Below are 22,316 nucleotides of genomic sequence, written 5' to 3' on the forward strand. Positions count from 1 at the left end.
TGCAGCCAAGCCGAAACGGTGGGTGCTGGTGGGAGGGGGCAGGATGCAGGCACTTCCGCGGATCACGGTCGAGGTACCCGTAGTGGGCGTGGGAGCAGGGCCGGCAGACTACGAGGATCTGGCGCAATACGTCGACGCCCTGCGTCGGCCGCAGGGACTGCACATGACACTGCTGCACATCGGGATCCTCGAGGACTTCGCCCGCGACGTCAGCGAGTGGACCAAAGGCTTCACCGGCACGGCTTCTGCAATCCGGGAGACGGTCCGCTGGCTGCGGGCACTGCCGGTCTTGGACGGTTTTTCCGGACCGTCGGACAGACTCATTGTGCTCGGCGGCGGGGGCATCTCCGGCCTCGAAGTGAACGTTCCACAGCAGGTCCACGACTACCAGGTCTCGCTGGTGGAGGGACTGCGCGGGCTACTGGACGGGCTGTTCGTAGATAACGTGGACGACTTCATCCTCAGTTCGCCCGCGCTTGGCTTCAGGTATCCGCACTGGGTGCCGCACGTTGCTGTGGGCAGGCCAAAGGCGCGGTCCCGCCAACCCGTGGAGATTCCGACCATGACTGTCACCTTCGGTGAATCGCGGATCAGGAACGGGCAGTTCCTGCCGGCAGCTGACTGAGGCCACCAGGCCGGCGTCGTCCGGTGCTGCGCGGCTGGGCCTCTAGGCGGGGGCGATTCTGGCACAGCATTGCCCGGGGGTGTCGTTGCGCTGCACCCTCTGCTCCGAGTCTCCGCACGCAGACGCTGCGCCCCGCAGGAAGGCGCCGTTCATGGCACACACTGTCGCCGGATGCTTGTCGGCCAGCCGGTGGAACGGACAGTTCGCGAGCGTCAGGCCCCCGGAGCCGTCCGGTTCCGGTTGGTAGCCCACGGTGGCAAGAAAGGCCTCCAGGGTTCGGTTTCCCGCCGCTGCCATGCGGCCGGCTTCATGGGACGTGACCATCAGTGCTTCATGGACGGGCGTGCCGACGGCAGAGGAATGTTCTATTGCTGCTGCCAGCAACTCCCCTGCGAGGTCATAATTCCGGTCCGGCACGAACACCCCGATCTCGTGCTCGGCTGTCCTGTACATTTTGGCCGGGCGGCCCGACCCAGGACCGGTCTTCCCCGCCGGCTTGTGGAACTCCACGGCCAGCAGGCCGTCCTTCACGAGCCGGTCCAGATGAAACGATGCCGTGCTTCTGGGCAAGCCCACGGCAAGGGCCGCCTCATCCCGGCCTACTGCGTCCTCAGACGATGTGATCAGTTCAAACAGCTGGCGGCTCTTTTCGTCCCCCAACGACGCGACGGCGGCCAGCCGGCCGGCCCACGGAAGTCTGCGCAAATGAAGCCTCCTTCTAAAAACAAGAACCATTGCTTAATCTTAGCTTCGCTTCTAAAATTACAGTACCTACTTTTAGAAGGAGCTCGTCATGAAGTCCACTGCTGCGGAGAGGGCGAACGGCCGGACCGTGGTCGGGGAACCCCGCCACCAGGCTTTCCTCCTGCTTCGCACCGTTTTCACTGTTGCCCCCGTCGTTTTTGGGCTGGACAAATTCGCCAATATCCTCGCCGACTGGACCATCTACCTGGCGCCGGTGGCAACAAGCGTGGTGCCCCTGCCGGCGCAGACCATCATGTATGCGGTCGGAGTCGTGGAGATCATCGCCGGCGTCCTGGTGGCGGTCCGCCCGCGGTTCGGGTCCCTGCTGGTGGCCGCGTGGCTGCTGGGGATTATCATCAATCTCCTGCTGCTGGGGAGTTTCTTTGATATTGCCCTGCGGGACTTTGGCCTTCTGGTCGGCGCGCTGGCACTGAACCGGCTCGCCACAGCGGAAGCGCATTAAGGGGCGCTTCCGGTACTGCCTCCCAGGGGCCCGGCGGACTGCCCGGCCCCTGTTCAGTGCTGGATGAGGGCGGGGCGTTGCAGTACGAGTTTGGTGGCGTGTTCGGCATACGCTGTCGGGGCGTCGTCGAAGTCGGCCACGTGGCTGGTGACTTTCTCCGCAGGGAAGTTGTTGCTGTTGACCCAGTCCAGGAGTTCGGGCAGGACGGCGCGGGGGTGGGAGACGCCCACGTGCAGGGTGATGTCGTTGGCGTACATGTGCATCAACGGAATCCCCGTGTTCGTCCTGAAGTAGTAGCCGATCGCCGTGCAGATCCCGCCCGGGGCGGTGGCGCGGACGGCATTGCGGATCCCGGTGCCGGTGCTGGAGGCCTCGACGACGATGTCGTACCCGGAGCCGGGACTGACAAACTTTCTGGATTGCTGGTGGGAGTCGGCTCCCAGCGCTTCGGCAACCTCGAGGCGGCGATGGCTGGTGTCGACGTAATCAACCTTCGAAGCGCCGTGGGCGACGGCCAGGCCCGCCGCGTACAGGCCGATTGATTTGCCTCCGCCGCCGAGAACCAGGACCGACGCGCCAGGCCGGTCGCGGAGCTGCGGCACCACCGTGCGCCACCCGTCAGAAAGGTTGTCGCTGGCTGCTGCGACCCGCAGCGGGTCCAGCCCGCCGGGAAGCGGGACAAGCATGTGCTCGGCAAACGGGACGCGGATCAGGTCAGCGACCATTCCGCCGTAGGGGCCGCACGCCGGGCCAAACCCGTACGCGGCGATGGTGCGTCCGTTACGGGCGATGCTGCACTTGGAGGTTAGTCCCCGCCGGCACATCCCGCACCGTCCGCAGGAGACGGACCAGGGCACCACCACTTTGTCGCCTGCCCTAAGGCCCTTCACGTAGGGCCCGGTCTCGACGACCTCCGCGATCGCTTCGTGGCCGATCGCGAAGGGTCCTTGGAAGGGCACCGGCCCACAGATGCTTCCGACGGCGGGGTCGATCAGGCCGGTCTTCAAACCGGCCTGCATCGCCCGGGAGACACGGCGGTGGATCGGCAGCGTGTCAGCGTCGCAGCGGCCCACGACGATTGGACGCACGATCGCATCATCACCCGTGAGCAGCTTCGGGTCGATCCGTTCGATCCACTCCAGCTTGCCGGTGCTGATGAAATTCAGTTCACGCATTGGTGATCCGTTCTCTGGAGGGAGCCTTGTGGTGATGCTCAAGTCCCTGCTGCACATTCTGCAGGGACGCCCACCACGATACGGGCAGCAACGGCTGCCGAGAAGACCGGTCGGAGACACTAACTCATGCCGTGTTCTCCGTGGCCGCAGCATGGCCTGCGGAGAATCAGTGGATTACGTCGCACTGGCCGAAGAGCCTCCAGAAATTGTTCGCAGAGGGGTCGAGGGTTATCCACATAGGCTTTCTGCTTCGGCGGTTTTGTCAGCCCCTCGCGGGATGATGTGGGTATGGAAAAGACGGCAGCGGTGGCGGGGTTGGAGGCCTTGGTGGCTTCTGTCGCGGCGCTTGCCGACTGTGCGCGCAGCGGGCTGGGTTTGGGTTCTGAGGGGGCGGATCCTCTTCGGGAGCAGGCAGATGCGTGCCTGGACGGGCTGGAGGAGACGGCCCGGGTGGAGGCGATTCTGGCCGCCTGGAAAGTGCAGTTTACCGCCGGGTACTCGACCAAGTCCCTGGCCCTGACGGCCCCGGCGACGACTCCCGGTGAACACACGGCCCAAGACATGGGCGTCGTCGCTGACGTCGCGTGTGCTTTGACGGTGAGCGAACGCTCGGCCTCAGCGTTGCTGGCCCAGTCCCACGAACTCACCAGCGCCTTGCCCCTTACACTCGAAGCGTTGGAGGCCGGGGACCTTTCATGGCAGCACGCGAAGGTCATGGTGGATGAAACCGCAAGCCTTGACCCCGCCAGCGCCAAGGCACTGGAAGCCCACTTCCTGGACCCCGGGGCGCCGAACCCCGCCCGGGGCTGCCCGGCCGGGGAACTCATCCCGTCCCGGTTCCGGCACAAAGCCCGCACCTGGCGCGAACGCCACCACCCGGACAGCATCGAAAAACGCCACACCCGCAGCGCCCAGGACCGCAGGCTCGAATACGCCCCGGACCGGGACGGCATGGCCTGGCTCTCGGCCCACCTGCCCGCGGACCAGGCAGCCGGGATCTGGAACCGCACCACCACCGCCGCCCGCGCCTTGCAGGGACCCGCCGAATCCCGGACTCTGACCCAGCTCCGCGCCGACATCGCCGCCACCTGGCTCCTCACCGCAGGCCTGGAATCCACCACCACCGGCAACCCGGTCACCAGCGCGGGCGGCATCCCCGCCGACAGGGCGGCCGCTGCTACGGGTCCCGCGGGCGACGTGGGTGCAGCGGGTGATTGTGGTGTTCCCGGCCAGGTACCCGGCCAGGTGCCCGGCCGTGTCCCCTCGCCCGCGGCGCAGGTCCTGGTCACCGTGCCGGTGTTCGCCCTGATGGGCCTCACCGACGAACCAGCCACCCTGGACGGGTTCGGGCCGATCCCGGCATCCATGGCCCGGAAGCTCGTCGCCGAGGGCGCCACCTCATTCCACCGGGTCCTGACCGACCCCCGCGACGGCGCACCCCTGGAAATCGGACGGGCCAGCTACCGTATCCCTCCCGCCATGCGCCAATGGCTCCGGCTCCGCGACGGCAAATGCCCCTTCCCCGGCTGCACCAACCAGTCCCTGGACAACGAAGCAGACCACCTCCTCGCCTGGGCCGAGGGCGGCACCACCGGCATCACCAACCTGGGCCAACCATGCCCCAAACACCACCGCCTGAAACACACCACAGCCTGGACCCCCACCAAAGCCGGCACCAACACACCACCCGGCTGGACCTCACCCACCGGCCGCCACTACCCAAGTGAACACCAGGACTGGGAACCACCCCAATGGCCAGCTCAAGTACTGAGCGAACTGGTTCCCGACAAGCACCCTTAGCGCTGCTCCAAGGCGGCAAGCAGCCTCTTAACTGAGCTGCCCAAATTCCATTCGACAGCGAGATGCTCCAGTTCGGCGCGTGCCTCGCCCTCGACGGAGTGCAGCCGCGCTCCGGCTTCCTCGAGGGTGGGCAACTTGAGGTCGCGCACGATTTTCACCACCGTGGGCGCGACACTGAGGTAGTCTTCGGCTGCCGCGAGCTTGGCCCGTACGGGCGCGGAAACCCCGCCTCCGCCGTCGGCGGCCGACGCCGCGAGCAGGCTGTCCAGCGTGCCAAACTTGCCCAGGAGCGACGCGGCGGTCTTCTCACCGATGCCTGCGACGCCCGGCAGCCCGTCCGAAGCGTCGCCGCGGAGGGTTGCGTAGTCGGCGTACTGTTCCGGCAGCACGCGGTACTTGCCGACGACGACCACGTCAGTCACGACTTCGAGGTTCTTCATCCCCCGCGCTGTGTAGATCACCCGCACCTGGCGCGCGTCGTCCACCACCTGGAAAAGATCACGGTCTCCTGTGACTACATCGACGGGAAGGTCCGCGTGGCTGGCGTAGGTGCCGATGACGTCGTCGGCCTCGTGTTCAGGAGCCCCGACGACGGCGATGCCCGCCAGGTCAAGCACGTGGCGGATCATCGGAATCTGGGCTTCAAGCGCGTCCGGGACGACCTCGACGTCGGAGGCAGCCGTCACGATCTCCGCGACCCGGTGTGCCTTGTAGGTCGGAATGAGATCTACCCGCCACTGCGGACGCCAGTCGTCGTCCCAGCACGCGATCAAGTGCGTCGCTTCGTAGTCGGTGGTGAGCCGCGCAATCATGTCAAGTAGGCCGCGGACGGCGTTCACCGGCGTGCCGTCGGGGCGCCGGATCGTGTCGGGCAGCCCGTAAAAGGCGCGAAAATACAGGGAGGCAGTGTCGAGCAGCATCAGGCGGTGTGGCATACCTGATCCTGACACGGAAGCGCCCGGCCGCGTTAGACCCCTCCGGCCCGCCGCGGCCCGTTGGCAGGCTGACGGATTGTCCTGGCACGGGTGTGAAGGTCGGCGGCCGGGATACGCCGGACTTCATGTGTGTGGGCTACCGGGAGCTCATGAATATCGGGCGGCGCCGCCTTCCTGGACGTCGGGCACAGGTCGGTTATGTGTCCCATGCCGGCGTATTCACGCACATCGGCAATTCCGGCCACCGCCGCGGTCTTGGTGTCGAAGGCCTTGGAAGTGGCCATCACTGTTCCATCCGGTGCTGTGAGACGGAACCTGAAACAGGACTCCGCGTCCACGAAAAGTTCAAACATTCCAGCCATGGATCTCCTCAACGTCTGCGGACCCTGCCTGCGGCGCGCCTCTGCCGCTGAGCCGAGCTGACGGGACGCGACGCTGCGTCCCTCCGCTGGTTTGTGGTGCAATCGAATTAATCGGCGCATCAAGTTCCTAAAGAGTCTCGCTTAGCTCCGGTGGGCACGCAAGGCCCCACGAATTAATCTTTAGGCGTTCCGGGGTGCCTTGCACGGGGGCCTTCCGCGCGGTTGCAGGCAGACCTAGGCTGGTGAGATGCCCCAACTCAGCGTCAACGGAGTAGGGATCTACTACGAGGAATAGTTCGAGACTTTGGACCCCGTGACCACGTGCACGATGCCGCGGCGGTTCTGGCCGCCCTCCGCGCCGGCCCGGGCTCTGGACTTAACCACTCTTGGACCTGACCAGGGCCCTTCGCGCGAGTTGGCTATTGACGGCCTTCAATCTCGGCACAGAGGAGCGGGTCAGTGAGACGGCACGTTGTGGGGACACCGGACGGCGGCCATCTCCGCGTCCACAGCTTCGGGGACGGACCGGGCGTGGTCATGGTTTGTGGCAGTAACACTGCCGCGTCCGCCTACTTCAGGGCAGCAAGAAAGTTGAGCCGTACCGTGCCGGTCCACGTTTATGACCGCAGGGGCAGACCGGGTTCCAGCCTGCAGCCTGAGGACTATTCGATGGATACGGAGATCTCCGACCTTCGTTCCGTACTGGAGGCGACGGGCAGCAGTGCAGTCTTCGGCCACAGTTATGGAGGCGCGGTAGCACTGGAGGCAGGGCTCCAACTGCCAGTCGCCAGGATTGCCCTCTACGACGCAGTTCCCAATATCGGCGGAGCGCTGCCCACCCATTTTCTTCCGGAATTCGAAAGCGCCGTGCTGCGCGGGGAGGTGCGCCGGGCTGTGACTGTCCTGGGCAAGGGCATCTCGGTCAGACTCCGTGAAAGCCCCCTGCCGGATCCGGTGTTCCAGGGCGTTGTCTGGATGATGACGGTTGCCACCCGCAAGGGGCGCGCCTGGACGGGCACTGTGCACAGCGCTGTGAAGGAATTGGCGTGGCTGGATGGCAACCGGCCTTCTGCGGAACGGTACGCCGGCATCGCCGTGCCTGTAGTAGTCCTCTACGGTTCCCGGAGCGACGCCTTCTACCGGGCCATTGCGGAAGCACTTGCTGACAGCCTGCCCAACGGCACGTGTGTAGAGGTGTCTGGAGCCGACCACTCGGCTCTGGACCGCGCTCCGGACGTCCTGATGAGGCAACTACAGGACTTTTTCCGTCCCCCAAGACGTGCGTAGCGTCGCCGCCACGCCGCGGTTTCCTTTGCGCTTTCTGTGACATCGGGCACAATGTGCTTCATGGGGCGTTGGAGCGAGGAGCGGGTGATCAACGCCGCGCCCGACGCATCTTCTCTTGCCGCCGCCCGCAAGCTGGCACGCCCCGGGCCCTGGTCCGATACAGGCAGCAATGACGTCCTGGTCTGGGGTAAATGCCAGGGCAGCGGAAAGACCCCCTACCAGGTGAGCGTGGACACCGTCGCCCCTGCCTACCGTTGCTCCTGCCCCAGTCGGAAGTTCCCCTGCAAGCACGCCCTGGCGCTGCTCCTTCTGTGGTCCCGGGGCGAAGCTGCCGACGCCGGCACGGAGACCGCCGGCTTCGCCCAGGAATGGGCGGCCCAGCGGGCGGAACGGGCCACCGTACGCGAACGGCGCCAGAACGACCAGCCCGTGGATCCGGCGGCCCAGGCCAAGCGGCTGGCCGAACGGATGGCTCTGATGGATGCGGGAATCGACGACTTTGCCCGGTGGCTGACGGATCTGGTGCGGACCGGCCTGGCATCCGCCCGCAGGCAACCGTATTCCTGGTGGGACGGAGTGGCAGCCCGCCTTGTTGACGCCCAGCTACCGGGTTTGGCAGAACAGGTGCGGGCCATGGGATCAGACGTGCACGCGCGGACTGACTGGGCCGACCACCTGCTTCTCCGGGTTGGCCGGTGGTGGGCAGTGACGAAGGCCTGGCGCCGGCGCAGCACCCTGGCGGCGGACGAGCTGGCAGATCTCCGGGTGGCCGTGGGCTGGGCTGTCCCGACGGCGGACGTCCAGGGTACGGAGGCACTGCACGGACCGTGGCTCGTTCTGGGCGCCCACCGCAGCGACGACGGCCGGCTCCAGCAGCAGCGGACCTGGCTTCGCGGGCCCGACGGGACGGTCGTCGTCGTCCTCGACTTCGCCGCGCAGAGTGAGGCGCTGGCGACACCACAGCTCGCCGGCGCCTTGCTGGACGCCACCGTGGCGAGATATCCCGGTTCCGGCCAACGGAGAGCGATGTTCACCAGTCCCGTGGACCCGCTGGGAATGGCCGCCAGCCTCGGTGAAGGCGGCAACATTTTGCAGGCTCTGGAAGCTGAGTCAGCGGCTGTGGCTGTCTCCCCCTGGCGTGACCGCCATCCGGTGCTGTTGGGCGGCGTACGCGTTTGTCCGGATGACCACGGCTGGCTACGGGACAGCAAGGGTGACGCACTTCCCCTGGTCGACGCCCCGCTGGACTCCCTGCTGGCACTCACCGGCGGCCATCCAGTGGACCTGTTCGGCGAGCTGGAGGATGGTCGGGTGCGGCCCCTGTCCGCCGTCGTCGGTGGAGCGGTGGTGATGCCATGACCTGGCTGGCCGAGCTCCGGACGGCGGCCCTTGTCGGCACGGCACGGCACCCGGCACCGCCCCCGCCGGCGGAACTGCACGTCCGCCCGCCGGAGGGCCTGTCCGGTGAGGAGTCGCTGCTTGACCAGGCGGCCCTGGCCGATGCCGCTACCCGCGCCTCCCGGGCTTCCACCACGCTGGACCCAGCTGACCTCGTTGAGCCGGCGCCACCGGACGAGGTCCCCCAAGCCTCCGGTGAGGCCGCCCGGCTGCTGGACCTGCTGCTCACCCAGCCTCCCGTCGGGTTGGAGCTGCGAAGTCTGCTGGTGGCGGACTGGCTGCAGCTCGCCGGCGCCTCCGGACGGCGCGTGCCCCACCGGCTGCTGCCCTCGCTGCTCTCACTGGCGGACACCAAGCCCGGCGTGGCGAAGCAACTGGATCCCGCCCTCGGCACCCGCGGCCGGTGGCTCCAGGCGCTCAAGGCCGGGGGCACCGAGCACCCTCCCCCCACGACGGCGGATTGGGCAGAGCTGAAAAGCGCCGACGCCACCACGGAACTGGAACGTCTCCGCCGCAGCGATCCGGCCACAGCCCGCGAACAACTAACGGCGCATTGGGACACGCTCGGAGCCCGGGAGCGGGCCGCCCACCTGGCCGCCTTCGCGACGAATCTCGGCGCAGACGACGAGGAACTGCTGGAGCGGGCCCTGGATGACAAGGCCAAGAGCGTGCGCGACGTCGCCGCCGGCCTGCTCGACCGGCTCCCCGCCAGCGCCCGCGCCGGCCGCATGGCCGACCGGCTGCGTCCATTGCTGCGCGTCAAGGGCGTGCTGCGCAAACAATTCGAAATCGATCTTCCGCCTCAACCTGACGCGGCAGCCCTCCGGGACGGGATACCACCGGACCCGCGCACTGGTGAGCCGGACCGGCTGGGCCGGCTCGACGCCGTCGTCCGCGGTGCCCCGCTCGATGTTTGGACGACGACGGCGGGCCGCAGCCCGGCAGCCAACGTGGCACTGCTAAAGGGCGAAAAGCGTGTCCTCGAAACCATCCTGACTACGGCCGAGCATCGGGCCGACCTTGAGTGGGTACGGGCGCTGCTGGAGGTCCGGACGGACCTGCGGCTGCTGAAGATCCTGCCGCCTGGTGAGCGCGAGGAAACGCTCACCCGGCACATCCGGGCAGGCACCGCAAACCCATTCGCGCTGGCTCCGCCACTGCGCGACATGCCACGACCGTGGGGTCCTGCCCTGGCTGACGCCGTGCTTGAGCAGATCTCTGCCAAAGACGGCGGCCAGCTGGCAGCCATGCTGGCGGACATCCTGCCTGCCGCGCTCCCACCCGAGGCGGCCGGGCAGGCCCGGCGCCTGCTGGAGCAGTCAGATGACGACGCCGCACGGCGCCGCGTGCTTCGTGATGCCGTGCAATACCAATCATTCCGACAATCCCTGACGGAGGCTTTTCAATGACTGATGCCCAGGCCGGAACGGACGTTCTCCGCGCCCACGCCGAAAACGCCTACGCCGAGGAACTCAGTGCACTGGCCGCCGTTGACGACCGGCCCCGGCCGCCCAGCTGGCGGCTGTCGCCCTGGGCCGTGACCACCTATATCCTCGGCGGCACCCTGCCGAACGGAATCCAGGTCACGCCGAAATATCTGGGTTCGGAACGGCTTGTGGAAATCGCCGTGGCGTCGCTTGCCACGGACCGGGCCCTGCTGTTGCTCGGCGTGCCGGGTACCGCGAAGACCTGGCTGGGAGAACATCTGGCCGCTGCAGTTTCAGGATCCTCCACCCTCGTGGTGCAGGGTACTGCCGGAACACCTGAAGAGGCACTGCGGTATGGCTGGAATTACGCGCGGCTGCTCGCCGACGGCCCGTCCCGGGCTGCCATGGTCCCTGGGCCTGTGATGCGTGCGATGGAGACCGGAAGCCTGGTACGCGTGGAAGAACTCACCAGGATCCCGTCCGATGTCCAGGATTCCCTCATCACGATCCTCAGCGAGAAGACGCTGCCGATCCCCGAGCTCAATGAAGAGGTGCAGGCCCGCAAGGGGTTCAACATCATCGCGACGGCGAACAACCGGGACAAGGGCGTCAACGACCTGTCGTCGGCACTGCGGCGCCGCTTCAACACCGTGGTGCTGCCGCTCCCGGACAGCATCGACCAGGAGGTCGAGATCGTCACCACGCGGGTTCGCAGTCTCGGCACAGCACTGGAGCTTCCGGCCGACCTGGCCGCGCTCTCCGAAGTCCGCCGGGTGGTGACGGTCATGCGGGAGCTCCGCGCCGGCGTAACCCAGGACCAACGCACCACCCTCAAGTCGCCGTCGGCCACCCTTTCGACTGCGGAGGCCATCTCGGTGATGACGAACGGGCTCTCCCTGGCCGCCCACTTCGGTGACGGAACCGTCCGGGCCCAGGACGTGGCGGCCAGCCTGGTGGGAGCAGTGGTCAAGGATCCGGTTCAGGACCGGGTGATCTGGCAGGAATACCTGGAAACCGTCGTCCGGAACCGGCCGGAATGGAAGGACCTCTATCGGGCCTGCCGCGACCTCGAGTCGTCGAACTGACCTGTGACGTGTGAATCATGACCGACGTCCACGTCCTGGGGATTAGGCACCACGGTCCCGGTTCGGCACACTCCGTCGCAGAAGCGCTGGCTAGCCTCCGCCCCGATCTGGTGCTGGTGGAGGGTCCCCCGGAGCTTGACGGGGTAATTCCGCTGCTGTCCGATCCGGAGATGGTGCCGCCCGTTGCGGGCCTGATCTACGCGGCCGAGGAGCCCCGGATCGCTTCGTTCTACCCGATGGCGGCCTTTTCCGCGGAATGGGTGGCCATCCGGTGGGCGCTGTCCACCGGCACCCTCGTGCGCGCCATCGACCTGCCTGCGGCGCACACCTTCGCGCTGCATATGGCCCCTGAGCCACCCGCACCGTCGTCTTCAGAGGACGACGGCGGTCCCTCCGCAGAGGACGGGGAACCTCCTGCACCGCCCCAGCAGCCCTACCGCCCCGATGCGATCGGCATGCTGGCCGGGGCCGCCGGATATAGCGACGCCGAGCGGTGGTGGGAGGACGCCATCGAGCACCGGAACACGGACCCCGTCGATCGGTTCGCGGCGCTGACTGAGGCCATTGCCGAGATCCGGGCGGCCGACGACCGGCCCGGCGATCATCCCGATGTTGTGGAAAACAACCGGCGGGAAGCCGCCATGCGCCGCCTGATTCGGGCTGCAATGCGCGAAGGCCACGCGCGGATAGCCGTGGTGTGCGGCGCCTATCATGCCCCTGCCCTGGTCCCCATCGGCTTTCCCCCGGTGTCTGCCGACAACAAGGTGCTCGCCGGCCTGCCCAAAACCAAAGTCGCCGTCACCTGGGTGCCGTGGACCTCTAACCGGCTCAGCCTGCGCAGCGGATACGGAGCCGGCGTCACCGCACCCGGCTGGTACCAGCATCTCTTTGCACACTGGATGGCCCGGGATTCCGCTACCGACGTGTCCACCACCTGGCTGGTCCGGGTGGCCCGCGCCTTGCGCCGCGAAAACCTGGACGCCTCAACCGCCTCCGTGGTGGAGGCGAGCCGGATGGCGAACGCGCTTGCCGCCGTCCGCGGGCGGCCCAGCCCGGGACTGACAGAACTCGACGACGCCGCACAGGCCGTGCTGTGCGACGGTTCGCCCCTGCCGCTGGCCCTGGTCCACCGCGAACTCACCGTAGGGCTCGAGCTCGGGAACGTGCCGGAGACGGCGCCGACTGTCCCCCTGGCGGCCGATCTTGCTGCCACTCAGCGCCGGCTCCGGTGGAAACCCGGCGCCATGGAAGAGGTCCTGACCCTGGATCTGCGCAAGCCGGGCCAGCTGGCCCGCTCGGTGCTGCTGCACCGGCTGGCGCTGCTTGGAGTGCACTGGGGCGAGCAGAACGAAACCGGCCGGACGACGGGCACTTTCAAGGAGGTGTGGACACTCCACTGGCAACCCGAACTGGCCGTCGCTGTGGTGGAAGCCAGCCGCTACGGCACTACGGTTGAGTCGGCTGCAGCGACGTGCGTATCCGAACGGGCCCAGGGCGCCGGCAGCCTGACCGAGCTCAGCGAACTGCTGGCGAGCTGCCTGCTCGCCGACCTTCCGGACGGCATTGGCGGCGTAGTAACGGTCCTTGCTGAGCGCACCGCCCTACAGCAGGACGTCGCACCGCTGCTGGAAACCATTGCCCCTCTGGCCCGGACCTGCCGGTACGGCAACGTGCGCGGCGTTGACGTCACCGGTGTACGGAAGATTCTGGACACAACGGTGGTGCGGGCCTGTGTGGGACTGCCCACAGCCTCTGCCGGGCTGGACGATGAGTCCGCAGACGCCATGCGGCACGCCGTCGACTCCGCCCAGCAGGGTCTGTCCCTGCTGCCCGACCTGCCGCTGGAGGACTGGCATCGGGCCCTCGCAGCGGTAGCCGGCTCCGACAGGATTCATGGCTCGGTGGCAGGGCGGGCCACCAGGCTGCTGCTGGACGCCGGCCTGGTTGACGCGAACGACGTCGCGGCACGGCTCAGCCGCCGGCTCTCAATCGCCACTCCGGCACGGGAGGCAGCCGCCTGGCTGGACGGCCTCCTTTCCGGCGACGCAACGCTGCTGGTATATGACCGGCGGCTCCTGCAGATCGTCGATGACTGGGTCGCCGGGGTAGACGACGAAATTTTCGACGATGTCCTGCCGCTCCTGCGCAGGACCTTTTCCGCTTTCAGCCGGCCCGAACGCCGGGAGATCGGTGAGCAGCTCAGCCGCATCGGGGAAGACTGGCAGACCGACAGCGGGACGACGCTGGACCTGGCCGCCGCGGGCCCCGCGATCCGGACGATGGCCCGGTACCTCGGATGGGAGGCGACCGCATGACCGGCAAGGACGTTGCCGGCGTTGACCGCCGCAGCCGGCTGAACCGCTGGCGCCTTGTGCTCGGCGGGCAGAAGGCCGACGGCATCACTACAGCCGACGGCGACAGTGTGGTGCTCTCCGCCGCTGACGCCCGGCGCGACCAGGCCTTGGAGGACTTGTACGGGGCCGAAAAGAACGGCCGTGGCGGCCTCGGTGCGTCGAGTCCGAGGGTGGCCCGCTGGCTGGGCGACATCCGCAGCTATTTTCCGTCCAGCGTCGTGCAGGTGATGCAGGCCGACGCCATGGACCGGCTCGGCCTGCGGCAGCTGCTGCTCGAGCCGGAGATGCTGCGCACCGTGCAGCCCGACGTCGGCCTGGTCAGTACGCTTATTGGCCTCGGCCGGGTGATCCCTGAGCATTCACGCGAGACGGCCAGGGCAGTTGTCCGCCAGGTGACAAAGGAACTCGAGGACCGCCTGCGCGCCCGGACGGTCCAGGCGGTCTCCGGCGCGTTGAACCGCGCGGCAAGGACACGGCGGCCTCGGCACCGGGACATTGACTGGAACAGGACGATCGCCGCCAACCTCAAGCACTACCAGCCCGAATACCGGACGGTTGTGCCCGAGCGCCTGATCGGCCATGCCCGGCGCAGCACCGAGATCCAGCGGGAAATTATCCTGTGCATTGACCAGTCCGGTTCCATGGCCGAGTCCGTGGTGTTTTCCAGCGTGTTCGGCGCCGTGCTGAGTTCGCTGCGGTCGGTGCGCACACGGCTGGTGGTCTTCGACACCGAGGTTGTGGACCTGACGGACGAACTGGACGATCCTGTGGACGTCCTGTTTGGCGTGCAACTCGGCGGCGGCACCGACATCAACCGCGCCCTTGCCTACTGCCAGGACAAGATCACGCAGCCCACGGAGACGATTCTGGTGCTGATCAGCGACCTCTACGAAGGCGGGATCGCCGAGGAGATGCTGCGGCGGGCGTCCACGATAGTGGGCTCGGGGACAACAATGATCGCGCTCCTGGCGCTGAGCGACAGCGGCCATCCGTCGTTCGATTCGAACCACGCTGCTGCCCTGGCCGGAATCGGCGTCCCGGCCTTCGCCTGCACGCCGGACCTGTTCCCGGAGTTGATGGCCGCGGCCATTGAACGCCGCGATGTAGGCGAATGGGCGGCAACCCAGGACATTCCCACCAGCCACGAGCCGTAGTGTGGACCGCCGCTTCTCCGGCACTGCCCCCGGCGGTTAGGCCAGTGCTCTGGCACACGGCGCTCAAGGGGGCGAGAATGGCAACGTGTTCCTTGCTCGCCGTGGCCGGGACGGCGAGGTGATGAACGCAGCCGCCCGAAAGATCCAGCGCATCTACCTCACGCTGACGCTGGGCAATACCCTTGCCACTTCCTTCATTTGGGGCGTTAACACCCTCTTCCTGCTGGACGCCGGCCTCAGCAACTTCGAAGCCTTCGCCGCCAACGCCTTCTTCACGGCAGGCATGGTGCTTTTCGAGGTCCCCACCGGAGTAGTGGCGGACAGCTGGGGCCGCCGGGTATCGTTCCTGCTCGGCACCGTAACGCTGGCCGGCTCAACCTACCTTTACTACCTTCTCTGGCAGTTGTCCGCGCCCTTCCCCTGGTGGGCCGCCGTATCGGTCCTGCTTGGCCTCGGCTTTACCTTCTTCTCGGGTGCCGTTGAGGCGTGGCTCGTTGACGCGCTGCACTACTCGGGATACCAGGGCGGGCTGGAGGCTGTCTTCGGGCGCGGGCAGATGGTGTCTGGGGTGGCGATGTTCGCCGGATCCGTGGCCGGTGGTGTGATCGCCCAGGCCACGGACCTCGGCGTGCCGTTCCTGGTGCGGGTCGGGGTGCTGCTGGCTATGTTCGGCATCGCTTTTGGTTTAATGCGCGACGTCGGGTTCACCCCCGAACGCTCGGCACACCCCCTGCGGGCGACGCGGGCGGTGCTGTCCGCCTCACTTGAGAACGGTTTGAAAGTCCCGTCGGTGCGGTACGTGATGCTGGCTGCTCCGTTTACCACCGGCGTCGGCTTTTACGTCTTTTACGCGCTGCAGCCGTACCTGCTGGAACTCTTTGGCGACCCCCGCGCCTACTCCGTGGCGGGGCTGGCGGCGGCAATCGTGGCCGGGGCGGATGTGCTCGGCGGCTGGCTGGCACCCCACATCCGGGGCCTGTTCCGCAGACGCACGTCAGTGTTGATTCTGAGTGGCAGTATCAGCGCGTTGATTCTCCTGGTGCTTGGTTTTACCCGGGTGTTCTGGGTGGCGCTGGTCCTGCTGACTCTGTGGGCCGTGATCGAGTCTGCGGCAACGCCGGTGCGGCAGGCCTACGTGAACGACATGATCCCTTCCAAGCAGCGGGCCACGGTGCTCAGTTTCGACTCCCTGATGGGGTCCAGCGGCGGTGTTGTGGTGCAGCCGGCGCTCGGCCGCGCTGCCGACGTGTACGGCTATCCTGCCTCCCTGGCCATGGGCGGAATCGTCCAGCTCCTGGCGGTCCCGTTCCTCCTTGCCAGCCGGCGGCAGGGCTCTCCAGCCGATGCCGCGAACGCGCCGGCCAAGCCATCGACTGAGGACGGGGGTCTGGTCTAGCTCGCCGGGTCGTACCCGAACTCGCGGAGTTCCTGCGGGCAGCGGCAGGCCACCGCGATCTTCCTCGCCCATTCGACAGCGTCCTCGCGCGTCGGCAGCTCCAGCACCGTGAACCCGCCCTTGAGTTCAGAGCGCGGATAGATCTCGGCGCTCACGGACCCGTCGGCGGAGACCAGTAGGGGAGCGACTTCCTCCGCGATCCCGCCGCCGAATACGTAGACGCCGGCAGCCTTCGCCTCCTCGATCACAGCGTGGGATTCGGCGAAGACCATCGGAAACTCCTCGTCGGTGAGCACCATGGCTTCGCTCGGGAAGGAGATGAGGTATTTGGTCATCTCCCGATAGTGCCCCGCGGGCGGCCGGACAGCAACAGAATGTCCCGGCCGAGTACATCTAGCTGCCGCAGTACCGGTCGAAACGTTCGCGCCCCAGGCGGCCAAGCCTCTCGACGGTATGCCAGCTGATCACCGCAAGGAGCAGCGTCAGCAGAATGGCTGATACAGCCACGAGCGGCGGAAGATCGGCTGTCGATCCGTCATTGAGCCAGAGAATGACCGGATAGTTCCAGAGGTACGCAGCGTAGGAGACCATTCCCATCAGCTGCAATGGCCTCGTCCATGACGGTATTGGGGGCGTACGCGAAGACGCCAGTGCAACCAGGACGGCCGCGGCAACCATGGCCAGCGGCCCCCCAACGAAGAAGAAAGCCGGCGATTCGTTGGCCTTGGGAAAGAACATCAGCGTGGCCAGGACAGAGACCGCGCCCACGAGGGACGCACGCCTGGTCCCGCGTCCGGAGAACCAGCCGAACATCCGCAGCCGGAACAGGCGCAGGGCGGAACCGATGATCAGCCCGAGGCCCCACGTTGTGGGAAGTGCGTAGACCAGGGAGTGCAGGTGCGGGGCCAGGATCAGCATGGCCAGCACGCTCGCCGTCATCAGTGAAACGACGACGGCGGCCGACCACGCGATCAGCCGTCGCTGCCGGTTCTTCCGCAGGGCGAGCACCAACAGTGCCGGCCAGATCAGATAGAACTGTTCTTCCACCGCCAGCGTCCAGAGGGGCCCGATGGCCATGCTCACATCGAAGGGCAGCGGAAGGTCTTTGAGGTAGCCAAAACCGGCGAGGAGGGTATAGCCGATGATTCCCTTGGACCGGTCCCCGAGGACGTCGGCCGTCAATTCCACGATGGCGTACACGCCCAGGAACGCGATGAGGGCGGGCAGCAGGCGGAAGGCCCGGTGTGCGTAAAAGCGCCCGTAACGGATTCTGCGGTGCCGCTCGATGTCCCTCACCAGTACGCCTGTGATCAGGTAACCGCTCAGCACGAAGAACACGATCACGCCGACGATGCCGGCGCCTTGAAACAATCCGGGCCAGGAGTGCCCCAACAGGACGGCGCCGACGGCCGCACCACGAAGAACATCCAGGCCGCCCAACCTCTGGCTCCCCGAAGTTTTCGGGGCGGCCGTCTCCACGGTTCCACCGATGAGCAACGTCACATAACCTCCGGAGTTTCGACTGGCCGGCCGCGCCCCGGCTGAACCGAGGCAGGACTAGGCCCCGCCTATCCACTGAATTCACGGGCGCCATGCCCGCAGCTTCCAGTCTTTCGGAAGTTTCTGGACGAAACCTGACTGCCGGATCGGAACCCTGGAGCCCGCAGGTGATGACAGGACGCCGGAGGCAAAGCAGAAGGACCCGTTCAAATGAACGGATCCTTCTGCTCTGGTGCTTCAGCCGGATCTACTTACCCGGTTGTTGTGCTCCTAGACGCCCGCCGGCCGGTCGTACCGCTGGCCCGCCGGGTTGGAAGGCATGATCATCAGCACCAGCACAGCCAGGGCGCCCAGGAAGGGCACCAGCAAAAGGAGAGCCAGCCAGCCGCTGAAATTGCCGTCGTGCAGACGACGCACAACGAGCGCCAGGGACGGAACAATCGTGGCCAGGCCCCAGACGATCAGCAGGATACTTCCAAAGCCAAAAGCCGGGGTGCTGTCCAAGCTGGAGGTGGTCGTCGTCGCGCCGGTGATGATATTCAGGACGATACCTACGGCAACGGCAACGAGGGTCCACCACCAGTATTCGCTCCGGCTGGCCCGCCCGGAGAAGGTGGCGTACTTCTTGAAGAACCGCTGTACCGCTGCCGGGAAGGGCGCGCCGTAATACGGTGCCCAGATTGGCGGCTCGCCGCCCTGGAAAGCCTGCGGCTGGGTCTGTTGTTGCGGGTGCGGATAGCTCATGGTTGTTCCCCCGAGGTTTTAAGTGATGAGACGACCCCATCGTATGGCCCCGCGAGGAAAGTTTGGCGTTTCGATGGACAAAATTTACGTCGATTTACAGCGCTGCGTCAGCCGGTGTCGACAAACACCTCCACAGCGATAACGTGCACTTCCGACAGTCCCTGCGTCGGAAGCGTCCTTTCCAACAGAACCGGCTGCCTGTGGTGGTGGGCCCACTCCCGGGCATCAGGCCCCAGCACGTCATCGATCCACACCACGGCGTCCCAGTCCGCTTCGCCCAGGAGTTCCATTCTTGCCAGCCACCGGCGCACCGAATGGAGCTTCGGCGTCGGTTCATTGCTTCCGCCTGCACGAAAGCCCAACGGCACATGCAACGGCTCCTCGTCCAACTGCAGCTGCGACTCCAGGCCGGCCACGTGGTCCGCCGGCCATATCGACACCCAAGCGATCCGGCCACACCGGGCCAGCCTTCGGACTAGGGAAACGCTGGCATCCGACACCGGCAACTCCGGTCGGTCCCCGCCACCGCCCCGACGAATCACAGGATTAAGCACGCCGTCGATGCCGAGAAGGATGATTGGCTTCACGTCGCGGTCACCGGCTACAGTTGCTGGTGCACGGCGCAGGAGGCAGGCATGACGGGCCCAGGAGCGGGACAAAAATGGCCGCCGCTGTTGAATCCGCTGCTGACATTCCCATGAGTCACCACCCGATCTTTCGGCCGAGTCTAGCGCTCACCACGAAATCCTTGGCGGCCTGTTGACGGCTGATGTGATGCACGATACAGTTACGGGAAGTTATACGAATAACCGCCGCTATTACCGAAAGCCCAAGGAGGTGCCCCATGGCTGTACCACGGCCAAAGTCAGGACCGACAATGCACGACGTCGCGGCTGCCGCCGGTGTTTCACAGGCCACCGTGTCCTTGGTGCTCAATTCGGCTTCCGGTTCCCGCTTCTCCGAAGATACCCGCAAACGCGTTCGGGACGCCGTGAACCGGCTGGGTTACCGCACCAACGCCCACGCCAAAGTCCTCCGCGAAGGCGTCGCCGGAATGATCGGGTTCATCGGCGATTCCGTGGCCACTACTCCCTTCGCCGGCGCCATCATCGAAGGTGCGCAGCAGCGGGCCTGGGAGGACGGGCTCCTTCTGCTCTCGGTAAACACCGGCGGCGACAGGGAACTCGAGGCAGCATCGTTGGACACCATGCTCTCCTACAAGGTTGCCGGCGTGGTCTACGCCGCCATGTATCACCGCAGGCTGGATGTTCCCGAGGCTTTGGCGGGCGTCAGGTCCGTGGTGCTGAATTCCCAAGACCGCGCCGGACAGGTCCCGAGTGTCGCCCCGGACGAGGTCAAGGGTGGGTACGCGGCCACCAGTCGACTGCTCAAAGCGGGCCACACAAAAGTCGGGATGATCAACATTGAGAGCCTGGAAAGCGGCCTTCCTGCCGCCGTCGGACGCTACGAGGGCTACTGCGCGGCACTTGAGGAAGCGGGGCTGCTCGTCGATCCGGACCTGGTCCGTTTCGGTGAAGGCGGTGAAGAGCATGGCTACAAGTACGCAATGGAGCTGCTGACCTCCCGCAACCCGCCGACTGCTATTTTCTGCGCCAACGACCGTGGCGCCTGGGGCGCCTATCAGGCGGTGTCGGACCTGCGCCTCTCAATCCCCGAGGACATCTCGATCGTGGGGTTCGACAATCAGGCAACTTTGGCGCCGTTTCTTCGCCCGGGACTGACCACCTTTGAATTGCCGTTCGTCGCCATGGGCCGGCGTGCGGTTGAACTGATCCTCCAGGATGCGGAACCCGACGGCCGGGTCGAGCTGATGGACTGCCCTCTCATCGAACGGAATTCCGTGACTCATCCTAAGGAGATGCCATGAGCCGCACCATCCCGGCCCGACGCGGGCGTCCTGTTGCGGCGCCGTCGCCGCAAGCCAAAAATTCTCTTTCGCTCCGCCTTAAGAGGATTTTCCGCGCCTGGCAGTTATACGTATTACTTGCCCCGGCGATCATCTACATCCTGGTCTTCAAGTACTGGCCGATGTACGGCGTGCAGATCGCCTTCAAGAACTACAACCCGGTGGACGGGTTCACTGACAGCCCCTGGGTGGGCCTGACGCACTTCATCAGGTTCATGAACTCCTACCAGTTCGGCCAGGTCGTGGGTAACACCCTGTGGATCGCCGTCCTGGGCCTGCTGGTCGCTTTCCCGATCCCGATCATCCTCGCTCTGCTGGTCAACCAGCTCCAGAGCGAGAGGTTCAAGAAGTTCACCCAAACGGTGCTCTACTCCCCCGCATTCATCTCCACCGTCGTGGTGGTGGGCATCATGTTCGTCGTCCTCTCCCCCAGGTCAGGACTGGTGAACAACGCGATCCAGCTCGGCGGCGGCGAACCGATCTTCTTTATGGGCTCAGCGGAGTGGTTCCGCCCCATCTACGTCATCTCCGATGTCTGGCAGAACGCCGGCTTCTCCATGATCGTCTACCTGGCGGCCCTGGCGGCCATCGACCCGGCGCTGCATGATGCGGCCAAGGTCGACGGCGCCTCCAAACTCCAGCGCATCCGGCACATTGACCTGCCCGGCATCATGCCGGTGGTGACGATCCTGTTCATCCTGGCCATCGGCAACCTGCTGAACGTCGGATTCGAGAAGGCCCTGCTGATGCAGACGCCGCTGAACCTCTCAACCTCGGAGATCATCCAGACCTACGTCTACCACGCCGGCCTCCAGCAGGCGCAGTTCAGCTACTCGGCCGCCATCGGCCTGTTCAACTCCCTCCTCAACCTGGCACTGCTGCTCGTCTTCAACACGATCGCGCGCCGGGCCAACCAAGCGACCCTGTGGTGATGACGACATGTCCCTGAAAACCAGCCCCCGCACTATCGACACCCCGAACCGGCCGCTCAGCCAGGGCCGCCCCAGGCAAACCCTTCGGGACCGGTACGGCGACCGTGCCTTCAACATCGTCGCCACCTCCATCCTGCTGCTGTCCATCCTGGCCGTCGTGTACCCGCTGTACTTCATCGTTATCGCCTCGGTCAGCGATCCAAACGCCGTCTACGAAGGCAAGGTCTGGCTGTTTCCCTCCGGTGTGACCACCGAGGGCTACGAGCGGATCTTCGCCGACAGCCGGATCTGGAACGGCCTGGGCAACACCGTCATCTACACCGTGCTCGGCACCGCCATCAGCGTCAGCACCATCCTGTGTGGCGCCTACGCGCTGTCCCGCAAGGACATGCCCGGGCGGAAGATCCTGATGCTCCTGTTTGTCATCACCATGTTCTTCGACGGCGGCCTCATCACCAAGTACCTGGTGGTCCGGGACCTGGGCATGCTGGACACCGTCTGGGCGGTGGTCCTGCCCGGCGCGGTGGGCGTATGGAACCTGATCATCGCCAGGTCCTTCTTCGAACACACCATCCCCAACGAGCTGCGTGAAGCCGCCCAGATGGATGGGGCAACCGATTTCAAATTCTTCTTCCAGATGGTGCTCCCCCTGTCCAAACCACTGATCATGCTCATGATCATGGTCCACGTCGTGGCGCACTGGAACTCATTCTTCGACGCGCTGATCTTCCTCAACGACGACTCCAAGTACCCGCTGCAGCTCGTCCTGCGCAACATCCTTATCCAGTCAGACGTCTCATCCACCGGAACCACCGGCGGAGACATCGCATCCTATGCCGCCGCGCAACGGATCGCAGAGCTCACCAAGTACGCCATGATCGTCGTCTCGAGCCTGCCACTCATGATTGCCCTGCCATTCATGCAGAAGCACTTCACCAAGGGCGCCATGATCGGCGCCGTCAAATAACCGCACCTCCCACCTCTGTAACCCCCAGATGCAGTATCCCC

21 protein-coding genes are annotated in these 22,316 nt (G+C 66.0%); 13 read left to right on the top strand and 8 right to left on the bottom strand.

Going from position 1 to position 22,316, the window contains the following annotated elements; translation table 11 throughout:
- Nucleotides 1–43: 43 nt before the first annotated feature.
- Nucleotides 44–625 carry a hypothetical protein gene (locus AU175_RS00360; RefSeq protein ID WP_066285022.1) on the top strand — a complete coding sequence of 194 codons (582 nt, stop codon included), beginning with the start codon at nt 44–46 and terminating at the stop codon, nt 623–625.
- A gap of 42 nt (nt 626–667) precedes the next feature.
- Here AU175_RS00360 and AU175_RS00365 read toward each other — a convergent pair whose 3' ends face one another.
- Nucleotides 668–1,330, bottom strand: coding sequence for a helix-turn-helix transcriptional regulator (locus AU175_RS00365; RefSeq protein ID WP_156642086.1), 663 nt, complete (start codon nt 1,328–1,330; stop codon nt 668–670).
- A gap of 88 nt (nt 1,331–1,418) precedes the next feature.
- On the opposite strand from AU175_RS00365, the gene AU175_RS00370 reads away from it, so the two are divergent.
- Complete coding sequence (locus tag AU175_RS00370; RefSeq protein WP_066285026.1) at nt 1,419–1,832, top strand: hypothetical protein; 414 nt, start codon at nt 1,419–1,421, stop codon at nt 1,830–1,832.
- A 53-nt stretch (nt 1,833–1,885) separates the two neighbouring features.
- Here AU175_RS00370 and AU175_RS00375 read toward each other — a convergent pair whose 3' ends face one another.
- Complete coding sequence (locus AU175_RS00375; RefSeq protein WP_066285027.1) at nt 1,886–3,007, bottom strand: zinc-dependent alcohol dehydrogenase; 1,122 nt, start codon at nt 3,005–3,007, stop codon at nt 1,886–1,888.
- A gap of 288 nt (nt 3,008–3,295) precedes the next feature.
- Between AU175_RS00375 and AU175_RS00380 the strand changes: the two genes are divergently transcribed.
- Nucleotides 3,296–4,807 carry an HNH endonuclease signature motif containing protein gene (locus AU175_RS00380; RefSeq protein WP_066285030.1) on the top strand — a complete coding sequence of 504 codons (1,512 nt, stop codon included), beginning with the start codon at nt 3,296–3,298 and terminating at the stop codon, nt 4,805–4,807.
- Here the strand turns inward: AU175_RS00380 and AU175_RS00385 are convergent.
- Both AU175_RS00385 and AU175_RS22655 read right to left on the bottom strand, forming a co-directional pair.
- Nucleotides 4,804–5,742 (bottom strand): 5'-3' exonuclease, encoded by a 939-nt coding sequence (locus AU175_RS00385; RefSeq protein WP_197496988.1) that lies wholly within the window; start codon nt 5,740–5,742, stop codon nt 4,804–4,806. The genes AU175_RS00380 and AU175_RS00385 overlap by 4 nt on opposite strands.
- A 32-nt stretch (nt 5,743–5,774) precedes the next feature.
- Nucleotides 5,775–6,026: a hypothetical protein gene (locus AU175_RS22655; RefSeq protein WP_231938401.1), complete on the bottom strand. Its 252-nt coding sequence runs from the start codon at nt 6,024–6,026 to the stop codon at nt 5,775–5,777.
- A gap of 537 nt (nt 6,027–6,563) precedes the next feature.
- Between AU175_RS22655 and AU175_RS00395 the strand changes: the two genes are divergently transcribed.
- The 7 genes from AU175_RS00395 (at nt 6,564) to AU175_RS00425 (ending at nt 16,205) form a co-directional block, all read left to right on the top strand.
- Nucleotides 6,564–7,391 carry an alpha/beta fold hydrolase gene (locus AU175_RS00395; RefSeq protein WP_156642089.1) on the top strand — a complete coding sequence of 276 codons (828 nt, stop codon included), beginning with the start codon at nt 6,564–6,566 and terminating at the stop codon, nt 7,389–7,391.
- Between the two features lie 60 nt (nt 7,392–7,451).
- Nucleotides 7,452–8,750, top strand: coding sequence for an SWIM zinc finger family protein (locus AU175_RS00400; protein ID WP_066290238.1), 1,299 nt, complete (start codon nt 7,452–7,454; stop codon nt 8,748–8,750).
- Entirely contained in the window at nt 8,747–10,198 is a 1,452-nt protein-coding gene (locus AU175_RS00405; RefSeq protein ID WP_066285037.1) for a DUF5691 domain-containing protein, read from the top strand. The genes AU175_RS00400 and AU175_RS00405 overlap by 4 nt, the downstream gene beginning before the upstream one ends.
- Nucleotides 10,195–11,301 carry an ATP-binding protein gene (locus tag AU175_RS00410; RefSeq protein ID WP_066285040.1) on the top strand — a complete coding sequence of 369 codons (1,107 nt, stop codon included), beginning with the start codon at nt 10,195–10,197 and terminating at the stop codon, nt 11,299–11,301. Before AU175_RS00405 ends, AU175_RS00410 begins: the two co-directional genes overlap by 4 nt.
- A 17-nt stretch (nt 11,302–11,318) precedes the next feature.
- Entirely contained in the window at nt 11,319–13,616 is a 2,298-nt protein-coding gene (locus AU175_RS00415; RefSeq protein WP_066285044.1) for a DUF5682 family protein, read from the top strand.
- Nucleotides 13,613–14,809, top strand: coding sequence for a VWA domain-containing protein (locus AU175_RS00420; RefSeq protein WP_231938402.1), 1,197 nt, complete (start codon nt 13,613–13,615; stop codon nt 14,807–14,809). The genes AU175_RS00415 and AU175_RS00420 overlap by 4 nt, the downstream gene beginning before the upstream one ends.
- A 121-nt stretch (nt 14,810–14,930) precedes the next feature.
- The gene (locus AU175_RS00425; RefSeq protein ID WP_066290240.1) at nt 14,931–16,205 is read left to right on the top strand and encodes an MFS transporter; all 1,275 of its coding nucleotides are present in this window, start codon (nt 14,931–14,933) and stop codon (nt 16,203–16,205) included.
- On the opposite strand, the gene AU175_RS00430 is transcribed toward AU175_RS00425, so the two are convergent.
- The 4 genes from AU175_RS00430 to AU175_RS00445 form a co-directional block, all read right to left on the bottom strand.
- Nucleotides 16,202–16,540: a YciI family protein gene (locus AU175_RS00430; protein ID WP_066285046.1), complete on the bottom strand. Its 339-nt coding sequence runs from the start codon at nt 16,538–16,540 to the stop codon at nt 16,202–16,204. The two genes, AU175_RS00425 and AU175_RS00430, sit on opposite strands and share 4 nt — an antisense overlap.
- 58 nt (nt 16,541–16,598) lie before the next feature.
- Nucleotides 16,599–17,708 carry an acyltransferase family protein gene (locus tag AU175_RS00435; RefSeq protein WP_231938403.1) on the bottom strand — a complete coding sequence of 370 codons (1,110 nt, stop codon included), beginning with the start codon at nt 17,706–17,708 and terminating at the stop codon, nt 16,599–16,601.
- A gap of 267 nt (nt 17,709–17,975) precedes the next feature.
- Nucleotides 17,976–18,449, bottom strand: a complete 474-nt coding sequence (locus AU175_RS00440; protein WP_066285047.1) for a DUF805 domain-containing protein — start codon at nt 18,447–18,449, stop codon at nt 17,976–17,978.
- A 107-nt stretch (nt 18,450–18,556) separates the two neighbouring features.
- A complete protein-coding gene (locus AU175_RS00445; RefSeq protein ID WP_197496989.1) occupies nt 18,557–19,036 on the bottom strand; it encodes an HAD domain-containing protein in 480 nt (159 codons plus the stop codon).
- 257 nt (nt 19,037–19,293) lie between these two features.
- Here AU175_RS00445 and AU175_RS00450 point away from each other — a divergent pair, with 257 nt between their 5' ends.
- From AU175_RS00450 to AU175_RS00460, 3 genes are read left to right on the top strand one after another with little or no spacing between them, the layout of a single operon-like run.
- On the top strand, nt 19,294–20,337 hold the full coding sequence (locus AU175_RS00450; protein ID WP_231938404.1) for a LacI family DNA-binding transcriptional regulator: 1,044 nt from the start codon (nt 19,294–19,296) through the stop codon (nt 20,335–20,337).
- Nucleotides 20,334–21,308 carry an ABC transporter permease gene (locus AU175_RS00455; RefSeq protein WP_066285055.1) on the top strand — a complete coding sequence of 325 codons (975 nt, stop codon included), beginning with the start codon at nt 20,334–20,336 and terminating at the stop codon, nt 21,306–21,308. Before AU175_RS00450 ends, AU175_RS00455 begins: the two co-directional genes overlap by 4 nt.
- A 7-nt stretch (nt 21,309–21,315) precedes the next feature.
- Nucleotides 21,316–22,275, top strand: coding sequence for a carbohydrate ABC transporter permease (locus tag AU175_RS00460; RefSeq protein WP_082978925.1), 960 nt, complete (start codon nt 21,316–21,318; stop codon nt 22,273–22,275).
- Nucleotides 22,276–22,316 lie beyond the last annotated feature (41 nt).

The organism is Arthrobacter sp. B6 (genome assembly GCF_001663775.1).
Lineage (GTDB): Bacteria > Actinomycetota > Actinomycetes > Actinomycetales > Micrococcaceae > Arthrobacter.